This window comes from Celerinatantimonas yamalensis (assembly GCF_046054155.1).
GTDB classification, from domain to species: Bacteria; Pseudomonadota; Gammaproteobacteria; order Enterobacterales; family Celerinatantimonadaceae; genus Celerinatantimonas; species Celerinatantimonas yamalensis.
Genome location: NZ_JBEQCT010000001.1, coordinates 671099 through 695107 on the forward strand (window position 1 = coordinate 671099; position 24009 = coordinate 695107).

General features: G+C 44.6%; 18 protein-coding genes. 10 read left to right on the forward strand and 8 right to left on the reverse strand.

Translation table 11 applies throughout. The annotated features are described in order from the left end of the window. The first annotated feature begins 5 nt into the window (after nt 1-5). The 3 genes from ABUE30_RS03245 (at nt 6) to ABUE30_RS03255 (ending at nt 4774) form a co-directional block, all read left to right on the forward strand. Nucleotides 6-2054 carry an FUSC family protein gene (locus tag ABUE30_RS03245; RefSeq protein ID WP_408622227.1) on the forward strand — a complete coding sequence of 683 codons (2049 nt, stop codon included), beginning with the start codon at nt 6-8 and terminating at the stop codon, nt 2052-2054. Between the two features lie 216 nt (nt 2055-2270). After that, nucleotides 2271-3452, forward strand: a complete 1182-nt coding sequence (gene purT / locus ABUE30_RS03250; protein WP_408622228.1) for a formate-dependent phosphoribosylglycinamide formyltransferase — start codon at nt 2271-2273, stop codon at nt 3450-3452. After that, nucleotides 3449-4774, forward strand: coding sequence for a hypothetical protein (locus ABUE30_RS03255; protein WP_408622229.1), 1326 nt, complete (start codon nt 3449-3451; stop codon nt 4772-4774). Before purT ends, ABUE30_RS03255 begins: the two co-directional genes overlap by 4 nt. Before the next feature lie 9 nt (nt 4775-4783). Here the strand turns inward: ABUE30_RS03255 and ABUE30_RS03260 are convergent, their stop codons facing one another. Beyond that, nucleotides 4784-5539, reverse strand: a complete 756-nt coding sequence (locus ABUE30_RS03260; RefSeq protein ID WP_408622230.1) for a Nif3-like dinuclear metal center hexameric protein — start codon at nt 5537-5539, stop codon at nt 4784-4786. 99 nt (nt 5540-5638) lie between these two features. Between ABUE30_RS03260 and ABUE30_RS03265 the strand changes: the two genes are divergently transcribed. Then, on the forward strand, nt 5639-6424 hold the full coding sequence (locus ABUE30_RS03265; RefSeq protein ID WP_408622231.1) for a DUF1853 family protein: 786 nt from the start codon (nt 5639-5641) through the stop codon (nt 6422-6424). Here the strand turns inward: ABUE30_RS03265 and fbp are convergent. After that, entirely contained in the window at nt 6381-7403 is a 1023-nt protein-coding gene (gene fbp / locus ABUE30_RS03270) for a class 1 fructose-bisphosphatase (protein ID WP_408622232.1), read from the reverse strand. The genes ABUE30_RS03265 and fbp overlap by 44 nt on opposite strands. A gap of 319 nt (nt 7404-7722) precedes the next feature. Here fbp and ggt point away from each other — a divergent pair, with 319 nt between their 5' ends. Beyond that, on the forward strand, nt 7723-9489 hold the full coding sequence (gene ggt, locus ABUE30_RS03275) for a gamma-glutamyltransferase (RefSeq protein WP_408622530.1): 1767 nt from the start codon (nt 7723-7725) through the stop codon (nt 9487-9489). Between the two features lie 58 nt (nt 9490-9547). Here ggt and yegD read toward each other — a convergent pair whose 3' ends face one another. Further along, the gene (gene yegD, locus ABUE30_RS03280; RefSeq protein WP_408622233.1) at nt 9548-10924 is read right to left on the reverse strand and encodes a molecular chaperone; all 1377 of its coding nucleotides are present in this window, start codon (nt 10922-10924) and stop codon (nt 9548-9550) included. An 80-nt stretch (nt 10925-11004) separates the two neighbouring features. After that, complete coding sequence (locus ABUE30_RS03285) at nt 11005-11172, reverse strand: hypothetical protein (protein ID WP_408622234.1); 168 nt, start codon at nt 11170-11172, stop codon at nt 11005-11007. Nucleotides 11173-11409: 237 nt separating this feature from the next. Between ABUE30_RS03285 and imuA the strand changes: the two genes are divergently transcribed. From imuA to ABUE30_RS03305, 4 genes are all read left to right on the forward strand, one after another. Continuing rightward, on the forward strand, nt 11410-12048 hold the full coding sequence (gene imuA, locus ABUE30_RS03290) for a translesion DNA synthesis-associated protein ImuA (RefSeq protein WP_408622235.1): 639 nt from the start codon (nt 11410-11412) through the stop codon (nt 12046-12048). A gap of 140 nt (nt 12049-12188) precedes the next feature. After that, a complete protein-coding gene (locus tag ABUE30_RS03295; protein ID WP_408622236.1) occupies nt 12189-13601 on the forward strand; it encodes a Y-family DNA polymerase in 1413 nt (470 codons plus the stop codon). Further along, nucleotides 13549-16644, forward strand: coding sequence for an error-prone DNA polymerase (locus ABUE30_RS03300; protein WP_408622237.1), 3096 nt, complete (start codon nt 13549-13551; stop codon nt 16642-16644). Before ABUE30_RS03295 ends, ABUE30_RS03300 begins: the two co-directional genes overlap by 53 nt. A gap of 212 nt (nt 16645-16856) precedes the next feature. Further along, nucleotides 16857-17558: a 2'-5' RNA ligase family protein gene (locus tag ABUE30_RS03305; protein WP_408622238.1), complete on the forward strand. Its 702-nt coding sequence runs from the start codon at nt 16857-16859 to the stop codon at nt 17556-17558. A gap of 40 nt (nt 17559-17598) precedes the next feature. On the opposite strand, the gene ABUE30_RS03310 is transcribed toward ABUE30_RS03305, so the two are convergent. The 4 genes from ABUE30_RS03310 to apbC form a co-directional block, all read right to left on the reverse strand. Then, nucleotides 17599-19185: an AsmA family protein gene (locus tag ABUE30_RS03310; RefSeq protein WP_408622239.1), complete on the reverse strand. Its 1587-nt coding sequence runs from the start codon at nt 19183-19185 to the stop codon at nt 17599-17601. A gap of 9 nt (nt 19186-19194) precedes the next feature. Continuing rightward, nucleotides 19195-19788 (reverse strand): dCTP deaminase, encoded by a 594-nt coding sequence (dcd, locus tag ABUE30_RS03315; RefSeq protein ID WP_408622240.1) that lies wholly within the window; start codon nt 19786-19788, stop codon nt 19195-19197. Continuing rightward, the gene (gene udk / locus ABUE30_RS03320) at nt 19788-20444 is read right to left on the reverse strand and encodes a uridine kinase (protein WP_408622241.1); all 657 of its coding nucleotides are present in this window, start codon (nt 20442-20444) and stop codon (nt 19788-19790) included. The genes dcd and udk overlap by 1 nt, the downstream gene beginning before the upstream one ends. Before the next feature lie 129 nt (nt 20445-20573). Beyond that, entirely contained in the window at nt 20574-21590 is a 1017-nt protein-coding gene (gene apbC / locus ABUE30_RS03325; protein WP_408622242.1) for an iron-sulfur cluster carrier protein ApbC, read from the reverse strand. A 343-nt stretch (nt 21591-21933) separates the two neighbouring features. Here apbC and metG point away from each other — a divergent pair, with 343 nt between their 5' ends. Beyond that, complete coding sequence (metG, locus tag ABUE30_RS03330) at nt 21934-23964, forward strand: methionine--tRNA ligase (RefSeq protein ID WP_408622243.1); 2031 nt, start codon at nt 21934-21936, stop codon at nt 23962-23964. Nucleotides 23965-24009: the final 45 nt, after the last annotated feature.

A 24009-nucleotide genomic window follows, 5' to 3' on the forward strand; every position in this document is an offset into this window, starting at 1 on the left:
GTTATTTGGGTACTGTTCTAAGTTATATTCTGATGCCGGATAGGCGCTCAGTGCAATTTGCATTAAAAGGGGTTATCTCGATGTCTCTCGCCCTGACCATTGCTATTGCGCTGCAACTTGACAGACCTTATTGGGCTGTCATCTCGGCAGTCTTTTTACAAATTCGACCAGAGAGCGGCTTAGTACTTGAAAAATCACTCTGTCAAATCTGTGGGACAGTAGTTGGAGGGATTGTCGGAATTTTCATCTTGGATGCGTTTATGCCATACCCTTATTTAGCATTAGGGACGCTGACTGTTTGGCTTGGACTCAACTCCGCTTTATCCGCCATGGTGCGACGAGTTAATTTGATTTACGCATTTGCCATGGCAGGCGTAACTGCTGAACTCATTGTACTACTAGTGATGGTTGTCCCCGCTCAAGCTGATAGTCAGACAGTTTTTAACGTCGCGCAGGCGCGAGTTAGTGAGATTATTATTGGCGCTATTTGTGCGGCGGTTGTCAGTAATTTATTTTGGCCAGTGAAAGTCAAAGAATTATTGAAAACACATGCCAACGGTGCCATCCACAAAACGCTCGCTTACCTTGCTACCGAACTTGATCCAACAGGGTCCCATGAAGATCGCCACCAGCAAATTGATGGGATCCTGCAAATGCTAACCGAAGTGAGTGATAATTGCAGCGCAGTAAATTATGAAGGCCCTGAGGGTCCCGGCCGTGCGCGTGCAGCCAATCAAATTTGCCATAAAATACTTTCATTGCTCTCATCTATCCAAATTTTTGGGCGATTGCAACGGCGCAATGCTGAGTTAATCACCCCAGGGTTAGCTCATGTGCTCGAAGCAATGCGTCAAAACTTTGAACAAATTGCTAGCTCAACCGATTTAAAGCAAAGTTACCAATTAACTAAGACATTTCGACATAATCTAGCCACCTATCGCACCACCCATTGGTGTGACACGCCATTAGAAACTCGGTTATTGCGGGTAGCTCTTGAAATGACATCTGATCTAACCATTCTACTAAAAGCTTTTCTCGCCCTAGAGAATCGAGACACCACACTGCTGCATGCTTCGAGTATGAAGCCGTATCGCGATCCTATTATTGGCTTAATTACTGGGGGGCGAACTGCGCTAGTATTTATGATCGGCACGTTTATATGGATACAAACTGGCGCTTATGCGGCGCTCATGATCATGATTTTGCCGGTTATTTTTTCAATCATGCTGGCCCGTTTACCTTTGATGCTCAACAGCATAGTACTAAAACGAATGCTAGTCGGCGTAGTCATCTCTATCCCTGTGGCTATATTCTATGTTGCTGGCTTATTGGCGCAGAGTAGTGGTCAGCTTGGCGAACTTTTATTGATCTTATCCGGCCCTTATTTTGTTGGCGGGCTTGCATTGGCTAATCGCCCCACGCTTCCTTATGGTCTGGGGTTTTTAATTTCGTTTACTATTTTAGTTCATGTCAGTACGACCATGACAAAGGCATTTGCAACGGATTACACTCTCAGCTCTGCACTGGGGATCCTTGTTGCAATCGGCATGTTATATTGGGTCTTTCAAATGATTTCCGGACCCAGCGCTCAGTTCATGGTAAAACGGTTATTTCAGTCGACGTATCAAGATCTGTTGCAAATGAATAAACAAGAGCGCCCCGAGGCCTGGTTTAATCGTCGAATGGCCGATCGCTTAATTCGTTTAACCAATTACGATCAACGGTCAAAAACGCGAGCGGTAACCGATCTTGCTTTAACTGGATTGAATCTAGGTCACATTTCCATTCGCCTTCAATCGCTGTGTCAAAGCTATGCACAAGCCCCTCTGCAAACATTAGAACATTGGCAGCAAGCACTTGCCGAATCCTTTCTACTTGCCACCAAAGGCCGTTATTCAACACAGTTGGCAACAGCTAATGAAGCACTGCTCAATGAATTATCAGCAATACTCGGTGAATCATCACAGTTAGCGATGATCCAGGGGATGTTCCAACGCTTAACGCTCACTTTACAACGCAGCGCACAAGTCATGGCTAAAGCGATTGGCGACTAAAGCAACTCATCGCACCATTCTAGAACATTTCCTTCAGTTTGAGCATGCCTGCGATAAATTGCTAAATGGTCAATGCTGACCATTTCCTAGCATCCGCTTTCTTCCCACCTTATAATGCTGCCTGTCGTTTTCTGGTTAAGTTTTTAGATAGCAATGCTAGCCAAAAGAATGAAAGCAAGGCAAAGCATCCCCCCAATATTTAGGAGAGTTTCATAAATGAAGTTAGGTTCCCCCCTTACAATGAATGCTACCAAAGCACTTTTACTTGGTTCAGGTGAATTGGGTAAAGAGGTCGCCATTGAATTTCAACGCTTCGGCGTCGAAGTGATCGCTGTTGATCGTTACCCAAATGCTCCTGCAATGCATGTTGCCCAGCGCCACTATGTAGTCGATATGCTTGATGGCGATGCAATAGCAAAGATTGTGCATGATGAGCAACCTGACTTTATTGTTCCTGAAATTGAAGCGATAGCGACCGCTAAACTAATTGAACTTGAGCAACAAGGATTTAATGTTGTCCCAACTGCGCGAGCCGCTCAACTAACCATGGACCGTGAAGGGATACGGCGTCTGGCTGCAGAAACCTGTCAATTACCGACGTCGCCTTATCAGTTTGCGCAAACGCAAACGCAATTTGAACAAGCCGTTTTGGCGATTGGCTATCCTTGCGTTGTCAAACCAGTCATGAGTTCATCGGGGAAAGGGCAATCGGTCATTCGCGCGCATCACGATATAGCCTCGGCATGGAATTATGCTCAATCAGGTGGCCGTGCCGGAGCGGGTCGCGTGATTGTTGAAGGGTTTGTTGAATTTGACTATGAAATCACATTATTAACCATCCGTGCCGTAGATGGTATTCATTTCTGTGCTCCTATTGGGCACCGCCAGGAAGATGGTGACTATCGCGAATCATGGCAGCCACAACAGATGTCTCCTGTTGCACTTGGACGTAGCCAAACGATTGCTCAAACTATCGTTGAAGAACTCGGTGGATATGGATTATTCGGTGTGGAACTATTTATTAAAGGCGATAATGTCTACTTTAGTGAAATTTCACCTCGACCACATGATACTGGAATGGTCACTATGATCTCACAAAACTTGTCAGAATTTGCCCTACATGTTCGCGCGATATTAGGCCTACCTATTGGCCATATTGAGCTATATGGTCCAAGCGCATCAGCGGTAATTCTCGGCAATGGTTATTCAAATCAGTTGAGTTATCATGGTATTGAAAATGCGCTAGCCATCCATGACACGCAAATTCGGCTATTTGGCAAACCTGAAATAGCGGGTCGCCGGCGATTAGGTGTTGCACTTGGTCGAGCAAAAACAGTTGAAGATTCAGTCAAACGTGTTAAAAAAGTAATAACAGGAATTATTATAGACTATGAATGAGTAATATAGCGCATCACTTACTAGATGATGAAGAGTTAGCCCTACTACTGGCACCGGTACAGACATCCGGTGTCACGAGTCTGTCTCGCATTATTAGTGCAGGCGTTTTGATCGACACACCCATTGATGGGGTCCAACTTCTCTACTGCCAGCAAATCGGCGAGTTGATGACCTATCTACTGAACGATACCGATATCGATGCGATTATTCTTGCCGATGAGCTATTAACTGCTGAAAATATTCATCTACTTTTGCCTTTATTAGAACATCTTGAACAAATTAAGTTATTTATTTTAGGTTCAATGCCTGAAATTTTAGACAATTTTCCTGATTTTTTCTTCTGCCAAAATAAAAGAATACTCCTCAGTGAAATACAAGATTGGCATGAACGGTTACAGAGTGACTATAATAACTGGCTGGTAACTGGGAATATAGCCATCTCAGAAACATATCGGCAATCAGTCAATAATATTTTTTCAGTAGAAATTCTAATCACAATTCAGCAGCTAATTAAAGAACAAAAACCTCTAATTGCATTACTTGATTGTTCAGTAAACAATACAAATCTTCGCCAAGAAATGCTGCAACTTGCCCACTTCTACCCTCAGATACCACTGGTTCTCATTAGTGATCAACAAGCCGTATTGCTTCACAGCTGCCAGCATTTAGCCAAACAGCTAAAACTGAATGTAATGGCCGTGCTAGAACATGGGCAACTTGATAATGTTCTGCATACCATCATCGTACGTTATTATCGCCGCTACCTACGCTGGTTAAATCACCGAACCATTTATGATGATCACCATGCAGGACTTGTCTATCAAGTGGGCCAAACGAAACCCTATGGAACCTTTCATTGGCCACCCCGAAGCTTTGCGTCTCAGCCACATTATTATGTTAATTGGCAAATCTTGTGTAATAAAAGTCAACAGCACGATCTGGTGAAAGCTGCAGCTTATATACAAACGCTGTACCAACTAGAGAGCCATCAATTGCTGATCGTTTTTGACGGACCGACCCCCAAAGATGAACAAATTGCAGCCGCCATTGAGTTATTGCTCCAAGGGATCCGCATCTGCTGGGTCCCTCGTTCAGTCAGGCAACTGCTCAATACTCGTGAGCAAGTTGGAATATCACAAATCTTCGTTCCCTTATCAGTATGGCAAGAATTAGTTGCTGATTCCGCTCTGTTAAAAAGATGGCAGACTCGTTATGAACATCAGCAAGTTGATATTGGCCTGTTGGGTGGGTATTGTGCCATGCTTCAATATACTCAAGAATTGGGGTTAACGTTCATGGCCGAACCCTGTGACGCTGACTAATCATTGCGTCTACGCAGGGTTGTCAATATCAACGAACGTTACCTCAAAATTATAGTGCTCTGCCAGCCACTCACCGAGTGCGGTTACCCCATAACGTTCACTCGCATGATGACCACTGGCAAAATAATCAATACCCATTTCTCGAGCAACATGCGTCGTCTGCTCTGATATTTCACCACTAATAAATGCGTCTAAACCTTGCTCAGCGGCGAGTGTTAAAAAACTTTGCCCACCCCCCGTGCAAATGCCAACTTTTTTAATTAGCCGTTGATGTCCCTGAATATGAAGGGGCTCGCGCTTCAATACTTGCCCGATTCGAGCTGCTAATTGCTCACCACTTAACGGTATATCTAATTCACCAACCATCGCTACACTTTGCTTGTCCCATGGCTCTAAACCGCGCCGCAGAGTAATCCCTAAGCGTTTAGCCAACTGAACGTTATTACCAAGCTCGGGGTGAATATCGAGTGGCAAATGATAGGCGAGTAAATTGATCTGATGCGCCATTAGTAATGCGATCCTTTTGCCTTTCATATGCGTTAAAACCGGTGACTCACCTTTCCAAAAATAGCCATGATGAACCAATAAAGCATCCGCATTGAGTTCAATAGCTTGCTCAATGAGCGCTTGGTTGGCCGTCACACCTGTGACAATTTTCCTGATGGATGAACGTCCTTGGACTTGTAATCCATTTGGACAATAATCTTTGATAGCAAAGGATTTAAGCTGCTCATTCAGAATGTTCTGTAAACGAAATGGATCCATTTTCCATCTCCAATTAGTGTATGATGAAAAGCATGTTAAAAGTTCATCTACGCCCACGCAAGCGCTAGAGTGACGAATCATCACTGCGGTTCAAACGACATGCTAACTCCTGAACACGAACACCGGATCAACGTTTACCGTTATTGCCTCAGTTCTCCCCCACTTGCACAATTGCCGAATATGCTCACCGCCGACGATCTAAAAGAGATCAATGCGGTTCTTCCTGATTATCCTCATCACTTACCGGAATATAACGGTCGCTTGGGAATATGGTATGAACACTTATGGCTCGCGATTGTAGACAGTCACCCAAATTGGCAGCTCATTGCAAGTAACTACCCCATTCAAGAAGGAAAAAAAACGCAAGGAGCCATTGACTTACTGATTGCCGACCACCAGAAACAGCAAATAATTCATCTCGAACTCGCGGTTAAGTTTTATATGCAGTTCTATCAGAGTGGCTGGCAAGGTTGGTTTGGGCCAAATCCAACCGATCAGTTTTCAAAAAAATTGGCTTGGATGTTAACGCACCAACTACCAATAGGGTTTCATCCAACCATTCAGAAGCTCCGGTTACAATTTCCACATTATCAGTTTGTTCAACGGATGCTGATGCAGGGACGATTATTTACCGCAGGTCTTAGGTGTACTGATGGTGTTTGGCTAAGAGACTCACAGTTACAAGGGATTATAAGAGGTCGCTATTTGCAGGTTACAAAAAATAATTGGTTGACGCCGCAAGAGCTAGCCTATCAGCCGTTACCTGAACATATTAACTCAGTGGTGATGGTTTATGGTCAAGGACAACAGATGATGTTAGTCCCTGACCATTGGCCGATGCTTATCGAAGCGCAGGATCATCCTCAGGTGAATATTCACACATAAATTCACCGACATGATCGACCATTTCACTGCTACCACAAATAAACGGTGAACGTTGATGCAGCTCTGATGGCTCAATATCTAAGATACGGCGAAATCCATCGGTTGCTTTTCCTCCGGCTTGCTCTGCCAAGAAAGCCATTGGGTTACACTCGTACAATAACCGCAATTTACCATTAGGAGCACTTGCAAATGATGGATACAGATAAACCCCACCTTTAATCATGTTCCGATGAAAATCAGCCACTAATGAACCAATATAGCGAGATGTATAAGGACGATTAGTTTTTTCATCACGCTCTTGACAGTACTTGATATATTTTTTTATACCATTGGGGAACTTGATATAATTCCCTTCATTAATTGAATAAATACGACCCTGTTGCGGAATCATCATATTTTCATGTGAAAGATAAAAGACCCCCAATGACGGATCACAGGTAAAGCCGTGAACACCGTGCCCAGTGGTGTACACTAACATCGTCGATGACCCATAAACCACATAACCAGCTGCGACTTGCTTATAACCAGGTTGTAAGAAATCTTCCATAGTGACTTGTGAACCGATTGGGCTCAAGCGTCGATAGATAGAAAAGATCGTCCCAACGGTCACATTGACATCGATATTGGAGGACCCATCTAGTGGATCCATCAACACGACATATTTACTTCGACTCTGTCTTTCGCCATTAAAGATAATAATATCTTCTTCTTCTTCAGATGCGACACCACACACTTCACCACGGGCTTCCAAAGCTGCTTTAAATTTTTCATTCGCATAAAGATCGAGTTTCTGCTGTTGCTCTCCCTGAACATTTTCCAAACCCGTTGCACCAATGATATCAACTAAGCCTGCTTTATTAATTTCACGGTTAACTACTTTCGCAGCAAGTCGAATAGAACCAAGCAGCTGAGTTAACTCACCAGATGCTTCTGGAAACTGATGTTGCTTTGCAACGATGTATTCCCCTAGGGTAATCATTATCAAGTCCTGATTATAAATAGAAAAATTGTAGCCATTAATGTGTTATAGCCATAGAACCAATATTATTCAACGCTTTAAAATTTATTACAAACGTTACTTAGATGATACGTTTATTTCTTATGCGAAACAAAGAGCGTAACACACTCAAAGTTACCCGCATTGTCAAAAATTCCCTATTGTAACAACCAGGAATGGCTTACCCAACACGATCAATATTTAGCAGACGCATAGAACTGTTCTTGATAATCTCTTAAAGAGTCGCTAGCAAAGATTAGCGCACTACACACATCAATCAATAGGGATATGTATGAATAACATGATAATAAGGCGTTTCACATTACTGTTCGCCATCTTGCTAGGGTTGATCATCCCAACGACTTATGCGGCTTATCTTCCCGCCGTAGAAGCACAACATGGAATGGTTGTTACCTCACAAAGGCTCGCTTCTAAAGCGGGCATAAAAATTTTAAAAATGGGGGGAAATGCCATTGATGCTGCAGTTGCGGTTGGTTATGCACAAGCCGTAGTGAACCCATGCTGTGGTAATATTGGCGGTGGAGGGTTTATGACCATTCATTTAGCCGATGGTAAAAATACCTTCATTGATTTTCGTGAAAAAGCACCGGCTAAAGCTAGTGCGACGATGTATCAAGATGCCCAAGGTAACTTGATAAAAGGTGCAAGTTTACACGGCTATCTAGCCGTTGGTGTCCCCGGTACCGTCAGAGGCCTAGAAATGGCGCTTAAAAAATACGGAAGCGGTAAATTGACGCGCGCCCAGATCATGGCACCCGCGATTGCTCTGGCTCGTGATGGGTTTATATTGACACGGGCCGACACCGATATTCTGGATTTAAAATTAGCTACTTTTCACCACGACCCACAAGCCGCAAAAATTTTCTTGCGCCCTGATGGCTCGGCGCTGCAACCGGGCGATCGTCTAATACAAAAAAATCTCGCACGTACTTTAGAATCCATCGCTAAACATGGACCAAAAGCATTCTACCAAGGGGCCATTCCAAAAGCGGTTGCACACGCATCGCAACAAGGTGGCGGGATCATCAGCGCGGCAGACTTTGCCAATTATCAAGCCAAAGAACGCCAACCAATTCATTGCCAATATCGAGGATATCAGTTCATTTCAGCACCGCCACCAAGTTCAGGCGGCGTCACCATGTGTGAAATATTAAATATTCTCTCTGGATATGATCTCAAATCAATGGGGTACGGCTCAGCAGAAGCTGTCCATTATATGGTCGAAGCAATGCGTCATGCTTATGTCGACCGTAATACATTGCTCGGCGATCCTGACTTTGTCAAAATGCCATTAAGCAAGTTACTAAGTGATAAATACGCCAGCGATATACGCCAACAAATTAGCGCTGATAAAGCAGGCGATTCAAGCACCCTACATCCTGGCGTGTGGCCCCATGAAAAACCTGAAACCACTCACTTTTCCATCGTCGACCAACAAGGAAATGCAGTTTCAACGACTTACACGATCAATGGCCGGTTTGGCGCGGGCGTAATGGCCCCTCACGCTGGTTTTTTCCTCAATGATGAGATGGATGATTTTACCAGTAAAATCGGTGAAAAAAATATGTATGGCCTAGTGCAAGGTAAAGTCAATGCGATAGCGCCAGGCAAACGGCCACTCTCTTCGATGTCACCGACTATTGTCACTAAAGATGGGCACATTTACTTAGTCGTCGGCTCGCCAGGAGGCTCACGTATTATCACCATTACCTTGGAAACCGTTGTCAATATCATTGATTTTGGAATGGGCCCGCAAGAAGCCGTCAATGCGCCTCGCATTCACCATCAATGGTTACCTGACAAGGTTTACTATGAAACGCGAGGATTATCCCCTGACACGTTAAAGCAGCTCAAAAAAATGGGATATAACATGGTGCAACAAACGCCATGGGGAGCCACCGAACTGATAATGGTTGGTTTACCACTGCCAACAAACACGATTAAAAGTTCAGGCAATGACTCAGCTGTATCTGGCAAAATTCGCCCAGGCTTTCTCTATGGCGCGAATGACGCGCGTCGTCCAGCGGGTGCTGCAATAGGTTACTAATCACGGCTTAACTCAACTCAAGGGGCTCGGCATGGTACATGCCGAGTCCTTTTAAGCGCTAATGGGCATATATTTGCTTAGCCCATCGTGTTAACCCCTCGGTGACACTCCCAAAGTTATCCCCACTCACCTGTTCAATACCGACAAAGCGTGTTTTAAGATAATCGCGAATGATTGGCGATTGGGCACTTCCCCCAGTTAAAAACAAGACATCCGGCTGATGCCCAGCCTGCTGGATCACCTCCTCAATTAACTGCGCAAGTGTATCGGTTAATTTATGGCTTGCCTCAACAAGCTGTGCAACCGAAATCGGCACGCTCAGACTGGCTTCAATATAATCCAGCGAACATACATAATGGGTCTGCTCAGCTAAGGTGATCTTAGTTTGCTCGGCACTGCGATTTAAACGTTGCGTCAATTGTTCTTGCTGCAAGTGAGAGAGGCGTTGCCAAAAGTGAGGCTGCATATCATCTTTGAGCTGAGCGAGTAATTGGCTAGTTTGGCGGGCATAAAAATCACTTTGCGCAGGTAGATTATTAACCGATGCGGCATCGTGATAAATTTTATGTGGCATGGGTTGCCCAGAAGCCAAGGTTTGATTCATTCCTAACTGCGGCATTAACGCCAATAGATTGAGGGCAATATCAAAATCATTCCCACCGAGCCGCTTGCCACTGTAGCCTAATACCAATCGCTCATGATCAAATTTCTGATCGTATTCAGGTCCCATTTCCATCATTGAGATATCACTGGTTCCTCCACCAATATCAACGACAAGGACACGTTTGGCTTGCGTGAGTGTCGCTTGATAAGTCAATCCAGCCGCTAATGGCTCATATAAAAATTCGATCTGCTTAAATCCTGCAAACTTAGCCGCTTGTGTTAGGATCTGAACGGCTTGGATATTACTTTGTTGGCTATTAACTCCTTGAAAATTAACTGGCCTACCAATCACGACTTGTTCAGGCCAACACTGGGTATGCTGTGCCACTTGGCTTCGAATATGCCACATCGTTGCGGCGATAATATCTTCAAACTGCTGCTGATGGCGCTCAGTTAAACCACTTGCTCCAAGAAACGACTTGGGCGATTTGACATAATAACAATCCAATGGATCATCCATATATGCGGCAAAAGCCTGTTGCCCAAAATACAGCTCACCGCCATACCCATCTAATTGTGCTTCTTTAAGCGCTAATAAGCTGCGTTGAATATGCGGCTGGCGGTGAATCGAATAAGCCTGACCTAAACCTACGGGTTGCAATTGTTGATACAACCAACCACTGATAACTTCTCTAGTGGGCGCAAATAAAGTCGAAGGCAAATAGCGGCCATGCGCGGGTAAAGACGCTAAAACAGGACGTTGGTCTTGATACAGACCAAATGCACAATTTGAGGTGCCGAAATCAAATCCAGCAAAAGTAGAATAAGTCACAGTCGCGGCCATTAACAAAATTGGATAAGGCCGCGCAGCTTAAACTAAAATAAGGGCCATCAGCAAGTCTCTCAGCATGATTAATGCCGACGAAAGTACCGAATAGTGTAGCAAATTAAACCGGCAACAATGACCGCACTAAGCGCTTTAAAGCCACTCATTTGCAATGTTGCTAATGGCTGTTGTGAATGCCCTAATGCTTGACCTGCAAATAGGGTCGCCGTAGCTGAAAGCAATAATCGATTCATCTTCCCTCTTTTTAATTTCTTATTTCATCTTATATAACGTCATATGACTCAATCCATGTCGCTACGACATGTCCACCGTTGCGCATGTTAACACAATTGTCTGTTTTTGCACCACTAGTAAGCTGCCGTCATCGGCTAATTGTGTTGAAAAAAGACACAAAAAAACTTGCAATTCGACTCTTTTGAAAATACTGTATATCCATACACTGTATATATACACAGTATTGGAGAGCGACAATGAGTGAACCACTAACATCCATGATGGAACAACAACTAATTTGGCAGGGTAAAGATTGGCATCCAAGTCATCAGCCGCTCACTCATAGTGGGTATCCAACACTTGATAACCAATTAATTGATCATGGCTGGTCTTGCGATAGTATCAATGAAATCTATGTTGAATCTCCTGGCCTAGGCGAGTTGCAATTAGTCGCCCCCGTGCTCGCAGAACTCAGTGAACAGAAACGGTGGATCATTTGGATTGCTCCCCCTGCAATACCCAACGCCCCTGCATTACGACAACTTAATATTAATATTGATCGGATCTTAATTGTGCATTCAGACTCTAAAAAAGATCGCTTTTGGGCGTTAGAGCAAGCACTGCAAAGTGGCTCTTGCAGTGGTGTTTTAGGTTGGTGTGAGGGGTTATCAGCCATTCAAATACGACGCTTAAAATTGGCAGCGAAGCGAGGCAATAGTATTGCATTTTTATTTCGACCTTTGAGCGAGCGGGCTTTAGCATCACCAGCAAATAATCGAATGCAAATCCAGGCCACCTCAGTAGTTAATCAATTTTGTATCGATTTATTTAAACGTGATGGTGGCTGGCCGACACAGATCAACAACTGTCTTTATCAGGATGGTTTTAGCTGCTGAAGAAGAGTCAACCACTAGCAATATACTGGTTTATGATGTTGGAGCACGCAACGGATCAAGCTACAACAAATAACCCATTATTGCTCATAGTTGGCCCATCTTAAGCGGACATATTCAGGTCAATTAAGATATCTACTATTATGTACTGGCTTTATCTCGATCTTCCCTGTGTTGCGCTGGATCTTATGCAGCGCAATCATTCTCGTCATCAACCTCTTGCAATCATTGCTCAGCAACGAATTGTGCAAGCCAATCAGAGTGCCCAGCAACTTGGCATTAAACTTGGGCAATCCGTGCTCAACGCGCAACAAATCGTTTCGTCATTACAAATCGCTCCCATATCAGAAGCTGAAATCGACGCTTGTCTGCATTCACTCGCTGAACAATTACTGGAATTGACCCCAAAAGTTAGTATCATCAAACAACAAGGTCTATTAGTTTGCTCGGATGCAATGGACGCGATTTACCCGACCATTCAGCAACACCTTCGCACCCTAATTCTCTATATTCGCAGCCAAGCGCTGCAAAGTGATGGTGTCGCAGCAATGACTGCACCGTTGGCGATTTGGCTTGGTCAGCTACGCCGCCGCCAACCGCAGCATCCCCGCATTCTACTGCGTATCGAGAACGGTGATCTGCCAATATGGGCGAGTGCCTTGCCTAAACCGATGATCACCCATTTGGCTGATATGGGATTAGCCACGCTTGGACAACTCTTACAATTACCAAGAGCCGATCTCAGAGCGCGATTTGGCCGAGAACTGCTCGACTATATTGACAGCTGTTTAGGTAAACATCAGATAACTTATCAATGGCAAACAGCGAGCGCTCAATTTTCTCGCAAAATGATGCTTAATTATGAAGCAACCGCCACCACTCACTTACACCACCCATGTGAACGGTTGATCCAAACATTTGCTCACTATTTACAAACCAATCAATTTACCTGTCAGCAGCTTAATCTGGAGCTCCATTATCGGCAAAGCCCAAGTGAAACAGTCTTAATTCAAAGTATCCAATACCAACATCAAGCTCAGGCATGGTTAATGTTGGTACAACTACGTTTAGAGGCTATTCAACTTGTCGAGCCGGTGATCGCAATGACGCTCACCAGCGGCATTTGCCGAGCACAACAAAGCAAGAACTATGATATTTGGCAACAGACCAGCCCACAAAATGATGCGGCATTACTCAATCAACTGACCCAGCGGCTCGGTAACGCGGCCGTTTATCGGCTGCGTCATGGCGATGATCACCAGCCTGAACGAGCCTCGATACTGAAAAACCTAGATGAATCAAGCGACGAACCATTACCAGAGCAGCTTCCTAAACGAACACGACCAATCTGGTTATTACCGCAACCGTTGGCGATAACCTCCATGCAATTTGAATGTTTGGATACCCCAGAACTGATTGAACTCGATCACCAAGAGCACCGTTGTGTACGTTGCTATCAGCGCATTCGATTTCACGATACACAGGCGCAAGGCTGGGCGTTTTATGACCCGCTATCAACGCCGGCTGGTTGGTGGCTACATGGCTGGTTTGCTTAAACTTATAAGTGGCTTTGCTGAATTAAACGCCTTGAGTTGGTTCAGTTTTTTAAAAAGTGCAGCGAGCCCAGAGCAACTGGTTGAAGGGGCTGCTCATCGTGGCTATGAGGCGATTGCTATCACCGATGAATGCTCTCTCGCCGGAGTAGTCAGAGCTTGGCAACAAAGCAAAATCACCCCCATACAACTGATTATCGGCGCTTCATTTTTAACTTACGAGCAGCTACAACTGGTCGTACTAGTAAAAAATACACAAGGGTATCAGCAGCTTTGCCGAGCCATTAGCCAAGCTCGGCAGGCTCAAAAAGGCAAAACCTATCAGATTAGCGCAGAGCAGCTGACAGCTTGCGATCAATGTTTGATTTTATGGCGACCAACAGCATTATCAACCTTGAGCGCGCAATTATCTGTACTCAGCAAAGCTCACTGGTCCGAGCAATATGCGCTGATTACCGACGATCTCTCGGACTCAGCGTTTGAGCTAAGCACTTTGCGCCAACAGTTACAGCAACGCCAAATCCAACCCGTTGCATCCACTTGGCCAAGGTTAATTAGTCGCCGGCAAAAAGGTCAGATTGATCTGATTGATGCAATCGCCGCACATACTCCTCTGGCACAAATGGGCCAACGTCTCGCAGTCAATGCCGAGCGACGACTTCAGCCGCGAGATACATTATCTCAGCGCTATCGGCCCTCAGAGTTACAAGCGAGCTGCGAGATCGCGCAGCAGTGTCATTTTGCATTGGATAGCCTGCGTTATCACTATCCAAACGATCATGCACCTTCGGGCATGACCGCCGATCAATATCTACAACGGCTCACCGAACAAGGTATTGATGAACGTTTCCCCGAAGGGATGAAGTCCATACACCAGCAACAGCTTGATAAAGAACTGAAATTAATCAGCCAGTTGAATTATGCAAACTACTTTTTGACCATTTATGATCTGGTGCAGTTTGCCAAACATCGGCATATTTTATATCAAGGACGAGGTTCAGCGGCTAACTCTATCGTGTGTTATCTTCTGGGGATCACTGAGGTTGACCCTGATCAGGTGAACCTATTATTTGAACGATTTATCTCAAAAGAACGCCTTGAGCCACCCGATATTGATGTGGACTTTGAGCACCACCGCCGCGAGGAGGTTATTCAATATATCTATCAAAAGTATGGCCGAGATCGCGCCGCATTAACTGCGACTGTGATCTGTTATCGCGCCCGCAGTGCGCTGAGAGATGTAGGCAAAGCACTCGAACTATCAGATATAGTCATCGAGCAACTCGGCCGATTGCCTGATTGGCGTGATAAAAGTGTGCCAACCCAAACACATCTACAACGCACTGGGTTACTTTCTCCCACGCGTTGCCAGCAACTCGCTAACATGGTTGATGCGCTACGTGGCATGCCGCGCCATCTATCACAACATGTGGGGGGATTTGTCATCGCAAGAGATAAATTAGTTGATTTAGTCCCCATCGAGCCGGCTTCTATGGCTAATCGCACCATTATTCAATGGGATAAAAATGACTTAGAGGCATTAGGAATGATGAAGGTTGATGTTTTAGCGCTTGGCATGTTGAGCGCTATTCGACGTGCATTGGATCTGATCCGTCATCTTCCTAACTCACCACAATGTTTGGCCGACATCCCCAAAGAAGATCCCAATGTCTACGCAATGATCACCGATGCTGACACTATTGGCGTGTTTCAAATTGAATCACGTGCACAAATGAACATGCTCCCACGGCTTAAACCAAGCTGTTATTATGATCTGGTTATTGAAGTTGCCATTGTTCGCCCTGGCCCGATTCAAGGTGAAATGGTACACCCTTACCTGCTACGCCGCGAGGGAAAGCAACCCTATGCTTATCCCAATCAAGCTATCGAAAAGGTACTCTCTAGAACGTTAGGAATACCCATATTTCAAGAACAAGTCATCCAATTAGCGATGGTTGCCGCAAACTTTAACGCTGGTGAAGCAGACCAGCTGCGCCGAGCTATTACTGGGTGGAAACATCATACCGATCTGGCGCCCTTTGAACAAAAATTACGCGAGGGTTTAGCAAAAAATGGCTATGATACAACATTTTCCCAACAGGTGATCCAACAGATCCACGGGTTTGGTGGCTATGGCTTCCCTGAATCGCATGCAGCTAGTTTTGCGCTATTGGTCTATTTTTCCGCTTGGCTTAAATATTATTATCCAGCGCAATTTTGCGCATCCCTATTGAATAGCCAGCCAATGGGGTTTTATTCATCCGATCAATTGATCCAAGATGCGCGGCGCCATCAGGTTAACGTGCTTGCAATTGATATTTGTCATAGTCATTGGCAACACACCATTGAAGATGGTGCTCTGCGTCTAGGCTTGTGTTTGGTCAGCTCGCTAAGTTTCCCTGCTTGTCAGCGCTTTTTACACTATCGAGATGAACACACAATTACTGCTGATACGCTCCCACTGTTTTTTGATCTATCCAGTCGTCAAGCTCTTGCCAAAGCGGATGCATTGCGTTTCCTATTGGGTCACCGCTATCAAGCGCAGTGGGAAATAAGCCAGCTGTATCCCACACTACCTTTATTGCAATCTTTACCTAAAGACGGCACGATTCATCTTCCTGCCCCGAGTGAATATCAAGATGTGTTAAGTGATTATTACAGTACTAAGGTCAGCTTGAGGCGTCACCCATTAACATTATTACGCGAGCAAGGGGCATTGCGTCTGATAATAAATAGTCAACAATTACAATTTTGTCATCACGGCCAACTGGTTTGCATCTGTGGTCTAGTTACCGGTCGGCAACGTCCTGGCAGTCCTGCTGATGTGACATTTGTCACTCTTGAAGATGAATATGGCGCAATCAATGTCATTGTTTGGTCAGCAACAGCCAAAGCACAACGCAAAGCGCTAATTGAAGCGCAACTGCTGACCGTCTATGGCATTGTTGAGCGTGAAGAGCGAGTCATTCATGTGGTTGCAGGGCGACTGATTGATGACAGTGACAAGCTTGCGATGCTGCCCGTATTCTCAAGGGATTTTCGATAATATATTGACTGAAAGGTCAGGCATATTACAGCAAGCTGGTTTAACATCGAAAATACAACGATCGGATCATGACCGATCTGAGTTCCCATTAGGCAACACGGCAACAACACTGATATTTTCGTCATCTTAAATTCATCGATCTATGTTGTCATAGAGCATTAGTGTCAGGGATACAATCTATATAGTCAATTAAATTCAAGGAGATAAAAGTTATGGTACGAATTTTTACCCTGCGACAAATTGCCTCAATGGCTACATTGATGTGGGGTCTATCAGGTGTTGTCCAAGCAGAGCAGACGATGGATCTCGATGTATTTGCGATCCCATCTTCATCCATTAACCATTTAGTGGCGACTACAAGTGATCAACTAAAACAACAAGGGATGGTCAGTTTTTATGAAAAAGGGATGCCAGTTCACGCCACGCTGTATTTAACCAATTATCCAGAAAGGGCTAAATCGCACTTACTTCGCATTGCCAAACAGATCGCAGCGCGCTCAAAACCTTTTGCCCTCAAAGCAGATGGCATCACGGTAACCAAAGGTAATTGGGTATTCATTAATCTTAAAGACTCTAAGTCATTCCAACGACTGGCCGATGAGGTTACTCTAGCAGCTGAGCCTTATCGTAATCAAGCAGCACAGTTGCCAAGCTGGGTGAAGGACTATCCGAATAAGTTAGCTGCGTTTACGCGGTATGGAAGCCCTAATGTGTTTCAAAATTTTCAGCCTCATTTAACCTTATTAGCTAACGAAAAAAGTCCAAACCTACGTCAGTTTAAGCAGGCTGTTTTAACCAATCCACCTCAAGCGAGCGGGCAGATCATTGGAATTGGCGTTGGAATAGCCGATCAATGGGGACAGCAGAAAAAAGTGCTGGCTACCTATCTTTTCCCAGCCAATACACATAAGTAAACAGCGTGTCGGCCCTTGGAAAAGGGCCAACATCTAGTTATTAAGGCGTAATGGTAAAACGAGGCTTGACGCAAGACCCCGTTACGTCAATCTGGTAAGTCTTATTGGCTTGATTCAGTGAAAATGACAGAGCCCCCGACGGATCCCATGTCCCCTTGCCGGTCAAATGAGTGCCATCATTCAACGAAAGCTGCAGCGAATCAAACAACAATTGATTACCATCAAATTGAGCTCGGCCACTCAACTGTGAAAGCTCACTATGCCCCTCAGCTTTAAAGTGAACTAAGTCAATTCCTACTAGCATTGCATTTTGCATCGCTACTTGAATACGCCCTTTCATCTGAGTTAATTCAGTTAGCGGTGTTTGCCCTTCTAACTGAGCACTGATGCGCACAGTGCCTTGTATGGGCGATTGCTGACAGGTACTTTTAAGCATTGACTGACTGGTCACGCCTGCAATATCGGCACTCATATTAAATACAGGATGAGTCGCGACTAAATTTATTCCCATATTAGCAGTCAGATTACCATCGTAAAAATCGGCTGTGGCTTGTTTGAACGTTAACATACCTTGATCGAAATTGACTTGACTCAGCAGGTTAGCTAAATGTAATTGACCAATTTGCAAATCATCAGCTTTGATTTGACCATCCGCTTTAACATCGAGATATAACGGATCATGGTAGCTTCCCAATCGATTTAACAACAGCTTGGCTGCTGGCAACGTCAGTTGAGATGCGGTTGCGTTAAAATTTACAGCAATAGGTCGTTTCGACCAATCAACATTCAACTCACCATCAATACTTGCTTGTTGATTAACGCTAATCGCTAATGGCCGTAGCGATAAATGTTTGGAACTCGAATTATAGTTAACACTACCTATAATGGTTGCTTGCTTTAGACCTTGCTCGGCCGCAGCACCATGAAACTGATATGTCTGTGTAAAATCATTGATCGACCACTGATGCCAATTATCAGTAATACGTATCGCACCTTGCAACTGACTGAAAAAATTCAGTTTGCCATCATTAAACTGATAGGTTGCCTGGATCGGGCGCGTTTGCTCAGTGGTTAATTTACCAATGGACAGATCGAGCGGGGCAATTTGCACATGCCGATTCGTCCGATTGTCGTCGATATTCAGTGACGCTTTTTTTACTTCCAACCCTTGGGCGGTAATGGACCAAGAAGAGCGCAACGGCAACGTGTGAAAACCACCTGATGCGCGGCGAATATCAGCGAGCAAGGACTGGACATTGGTATAGCCATCTTTTAGCCTAACCCAATGAAACGTCACATCAGAGAGCTCAATTTTACCAAGCTCTAAATGCCGCGCCAATAATCCCCATGGTGATACGGCCACGTCCATTTGCCCAATGGTCACCAAATTGCCTTGACGAAAATCTGGATCATCGCGCAAACTTAAGTTCTGTGCCGACAAGCCAAGCTTTGGCCAAAAATGCCATTTCATCGGGCCATCGATCGTGAATTGACGACCGGTTTTAGCCTGAACTTCAGCACTTAACACTTGTTTGAGTTCACTCGGCTTCACCTGCAATATGAATGTAAGTAATCCTGCGCAGGCAAGTGCAATAACGACGACCAAGATGACAATCAGTTTTTTCATGCATCAGCCCTAGGTATTTTGTTCATCTTCATCAATTCGGCTAGCCACTGCACCTTGCTGATTCTGATATTTGGCATTTGTGCGCTTATTATATGGCCGCGCGGAATGACCGGACAATGTCTCAAAATTTAAGGCGCCAATTGCCATTTTGGGGCGCAGTGCAAGAGGCAATTTTCCGGAGTTATAAAACTCCAATACAATTTTACCCGACCAACCTGGATCGATTCGATGTGCAGTCACATGAACCATCAAACCCAAGCGAGCTAATGACGACCGCCCATCTAACCATCCCACTAAGTCATCGGGGAGTGTCACTGACTCATAGGTCGCAGCCAATGCCAGTTCACCAGGATGTAAGAAAAAGGCATCCCCATCAGAGATATAAATCTCATCACTCATCACTTTATGTAACTGCTCGGTGACTTCATCTTTCGGCCCACTTAAATCAATATATGGGGCGGTATGATCATTAAATACCCGAAACTCATGTCCCAATCGAATATCCACTGACACCCCGCTAATCATTCCTGGTGTTGGTGCCGGTTCGATAATAATTCGGCGTTCACTCAGACAACGTTCAATATCAACATCACAAAGGCGCATCAGTTTTTCTCCTCAGAGCTAGCTAGTAAGTGGCGAATACGTGTTTTTATGATGTCAATCGCAATGCGGTTTTTCCCGCCTCGAGGAATAATCACATCCGCATACTGTTTTGATGGTTCAATAAACTGTTTAAACATCGGACGAACAGTCAAATGATATTGTGCTAACACTGACTCGAGGCTTCGGCTTCTTTCTCTGACGTCCCGTTCAACACGGCGAGCAAGACAGATATCAAGCGGTGTATCCATAAAAATACTGGCATCAAGTTGTTCGCGGATCGATTTCTCAGTAAAAAGCAAAATACCTTCAAGAAGAATGACTTGCGTCGGTTTGAAGTGCCTTGTTTGGGTTAACCGAGTATGTTCATGATAAGAATATTGTGGTAGCTCGACAGCGTGGCCCGCTTTAAGCATTTTAAGATGCTCAACCAACAGCGCATGGTCCATCGATTGCGGATGATCATAATTAGTACGTACCCGTTCGGCCATCGTCATATTCGACTGGTCTTTATAGTAGCTATCCTCGGAAATAACGCTGATACATTCAACGCCTAGCTCATCACTGACCTCTTGATACACACTTTTTGCAAACAAGCTTTTGCCTGATGCTGAAGCTCCAGCAATTCCGATCACTACACACTGAGAAGATTTAGACATAGTTTATTTTTATGTTAATATTAGATTAGTCAGTTTATATAGAAAAACCCCGTACGTTCATTTGCGCACAGGGTTTAAACGTTTTTTGTCAGGCCAGTCAAGATGTCTTAGAGCTAGCCGACCACACATTTAAAGCACTTCAACAGCGATAGGTTCTGCACGAGCGCTCGAATCAAAATAAAGACGTGTCACAATTTGCTCAGCTAATTGACGATACAGCAACGCACTTGCACAACCACTTTGCTGTAGATTATGACCGTTCTCATTACAACTATTTACTTCACTATCAAATGGTAACTGAGCAAGAATAGGTAACTGGGTGGCCTTCGCTAACATTTCCCCACCATTTTGCCCAAATAGATAATGAATCTGATCACACGATGGGCACGTATAGTAACTCATATTTTCGATAATTCCGAGTACTGGTACTTCAACATGATGAAACATTGAAATCCCTTTATGCGCATCCCTCAATGCTAATGCTTGCGGCGTGGTCACAACTAGGCTCGCAGTCACCGGCATCTGTTGTGCCATGGTTAACTGGATGTCGCCAGTACCAGGGGGCATATCAATAAACAGATAGTCGAGATCAGGCCAATTGGTCTCTTGTAACAGTTGTAATAACGCTTTGCTGGCCATTGGTCCGCGCCAAATAGCCGCTTCTTCTGGAGGCTGCAAAAAACCAATACTATTTGCAAAAAGCTGATGCGCATATAATGGCTCCATAGTCTTACCGTCATTGGTGGTCGGTTGCTGACCCTCTAATCCGAGTAACAGCGGGATTGACGGCCCATAAATATCCGCATCCAAAATACCAACTCGCGCGCCACTAGCCGCAAGGGCCGTCGCTAAATTAACCGTGACCGATGATTTTCCCACACCCCCTTTAGCCGAACTGACTGCCAACATATTTTTAACGCCAGCCAGTGCTGTTTGGTGTTTTCCCTTCAATGCTCGAGGACTGACCTGAGGTTGATACTCAACATGGCCTAACGCCTGTTGCAGATAATCATGAACACTCGGGCAAGCAAAAGGAGGCGCAAACAACCACGGATGTTCAGCATTATTGGTCTGCTTTAGCCATCCTGATTCGCCGATAGTTACCACCCAGTATTCTGGCCGAAATTGAAAAACCTGATTTTCCATGATGTTACCCTATTACCTTTGCTTGACTGTATTATACGCATTTAGCACGCAGGCGCGATGGGTGTCTAGGAAAAGTGTAGTCAATCAGGTAGGATGGCAGGATGTGAACAAAATCATCTTCTGAATTTGACATCTATCAAGTTGCTCACTTTGCTTAAACTGAAATAATAAGTCGATCATAAGTGTCAGCTTGAATCCAACTAAAACATAGATGTCTGATCAACCATCTTAATGGTGATCAAACAGGTATATATTCCTGCCCTTTTGGCCTGAGGAATATCAACAGAGATGTTTTAACTATATAATCGCAACCATTTCTTTTACTTAACGCATTTGAATCAGCATGACAACACAACGAAATATTTTGGTAACTGCAGCACTGCCATACGCCAATGGTGCCATTCATCTTGGCCATTTATTAGAGCATATTCAAACTGACATTTGGGTTCGTTTTCAACGCTTACGAGGCCATCATTGCTACCACATGTGTGCCGATGATGCTCATGGCACTCCCATTATGCTTAAAGCCCAGCAACTCGGTATTACACCTGAAGCGCTGATCAGCCAAGTGCGCAAAGAACATATGGCTGATTTTGCAGGTTTTCGCATCGGATTTGATAACTACTATTCAACTCACAGTGATGAAAACCGAAGCTGTTCAGAGCATATCTATACTGTACTGCGCGACAACGGCTACATCAAAACACGCACCATTTCACAACTATTTGATCCAGAAAAACAAATGTTTTTACCTGATCGTTTTGTCAAAGGGACCTGCCCTAATTGTGGCTCCGATGACCAATATGGCGATAACTGTGATAGCTGCGGTGCAACGTATAGTCCGACTGAGCTGAAAAACCCGCGCTCTGTCGTATCAGGTGCAACACCAGAGCTTCGTGAATCAGAACACTATTTCTTTGATTTACCTGCTTTTGAAAGCATGCTCGAAACTTGGATTGACTCCGGTTCACTGCAAACGGGTGTAGCCAATAAATTGCGGGAATGGTTTGAGCAAGGGCTACAACAGTGGGATATTAGTCGTGATGCGCCCTATTTCGGCTTTGAAATTCCTGATGCGCCCGGCAAATACTTCTATGTTTGGCTAGATGCTCCAATTGGCTATATGGGGGCTTTCAAAAACTATTGTGATAAGCATAACCACAATATTGATTTTGACGCATTCTGGAACAAGGATTCCAATGCGGAGATTTATCACTTTATTGGTAAAGACATCATTTACTTCCATGGTCTATTTTGGCCTGCAATGCTTGAAGGTGCAGGCTATCGCAAACCCACCAATATTTTTGCCCATGGTTATGTCACGGTAAATGGTGAAAAGATGTCCAAATCAAAAGGGACGTTTATTCAAGCCAGTACTTACCTCAAACATCTTAATCCAGCTTATCTACGCTATTATTATGCCGCGAAGTTAAATAACCGTATCGATGATCTAGATCTTAATCTTGAAGATTTTGCCCAGCGCGTTAATTCCGATTTGGTCGGTAAAGTCATTAATATTGCTAGTCGCACTGCAGGCTTTATTCATAAGCGCTTTGGTGGCAAGCTTGCCGAGCAAGTTATTGCTCCTGAGTTATTGGCGCATTTTGTCGATGCTAGCGCAACCATTGCGGAGTATTATGAAGCCCGTGAATTTGGTAAAGCAATTCGTGAAATCATGGCGCTTGCCGATAAGGCGAACCAATATATTGCCGAACAAGCACCTTGGAAATTAGTCAAAGATAATGCAACGCTTGAGCAAGCCCATCAAGTTTGTTCATTAGCTTTAGAATGCTTCCGAATTCTTATTACCTACCTAAAACCAGTATTACCTGATTTAGCCCAGCAAACTGAAGAATTACTGAATTCAGAACTGACTTGGGATGCGATCTCAGTCCCTATCTTTGGCAAAACGATCAATCCGTTTAAAGCGTTATTGCAACGTGTCGAGATGGAAAAAATTGAAGCGATGGTTGAAAGCTCAAAAGAAGATTTGGCGAAAATGAACCAACCACAACCCACCGGACCACTGATCGATGAACCTATCAGTGAAATCATTGACTTTGATGATTTTGCTAAAGTTGACCTACGTGTCGCACGGATTGTGAAGGCTGAACAGGTACCAGATGCCAACAAGTTACTGAAATTGCAGCTGGACTTAGGCGGCGAAACCCGACAGGTATTTGCGGGGATCAAATCAGCGTATCAACCTGAAGATCTTGAGGGACGGCTCACCGTGATGGTGGCCAATCTAGCACCACGTAAAATGCGCTTTGGTATCTCTGAAGGAATGATCGCTGCTGCCGGTCCTGGAGGTAAAGACATCTGGCTGTTAAGCCCTGACGACGGGGCGGAACCTGGCATGCGCATTAAATAAGTTCGGTTAGCTTAAAACGTATTTATACCAAAGGCCTGCAAGGGC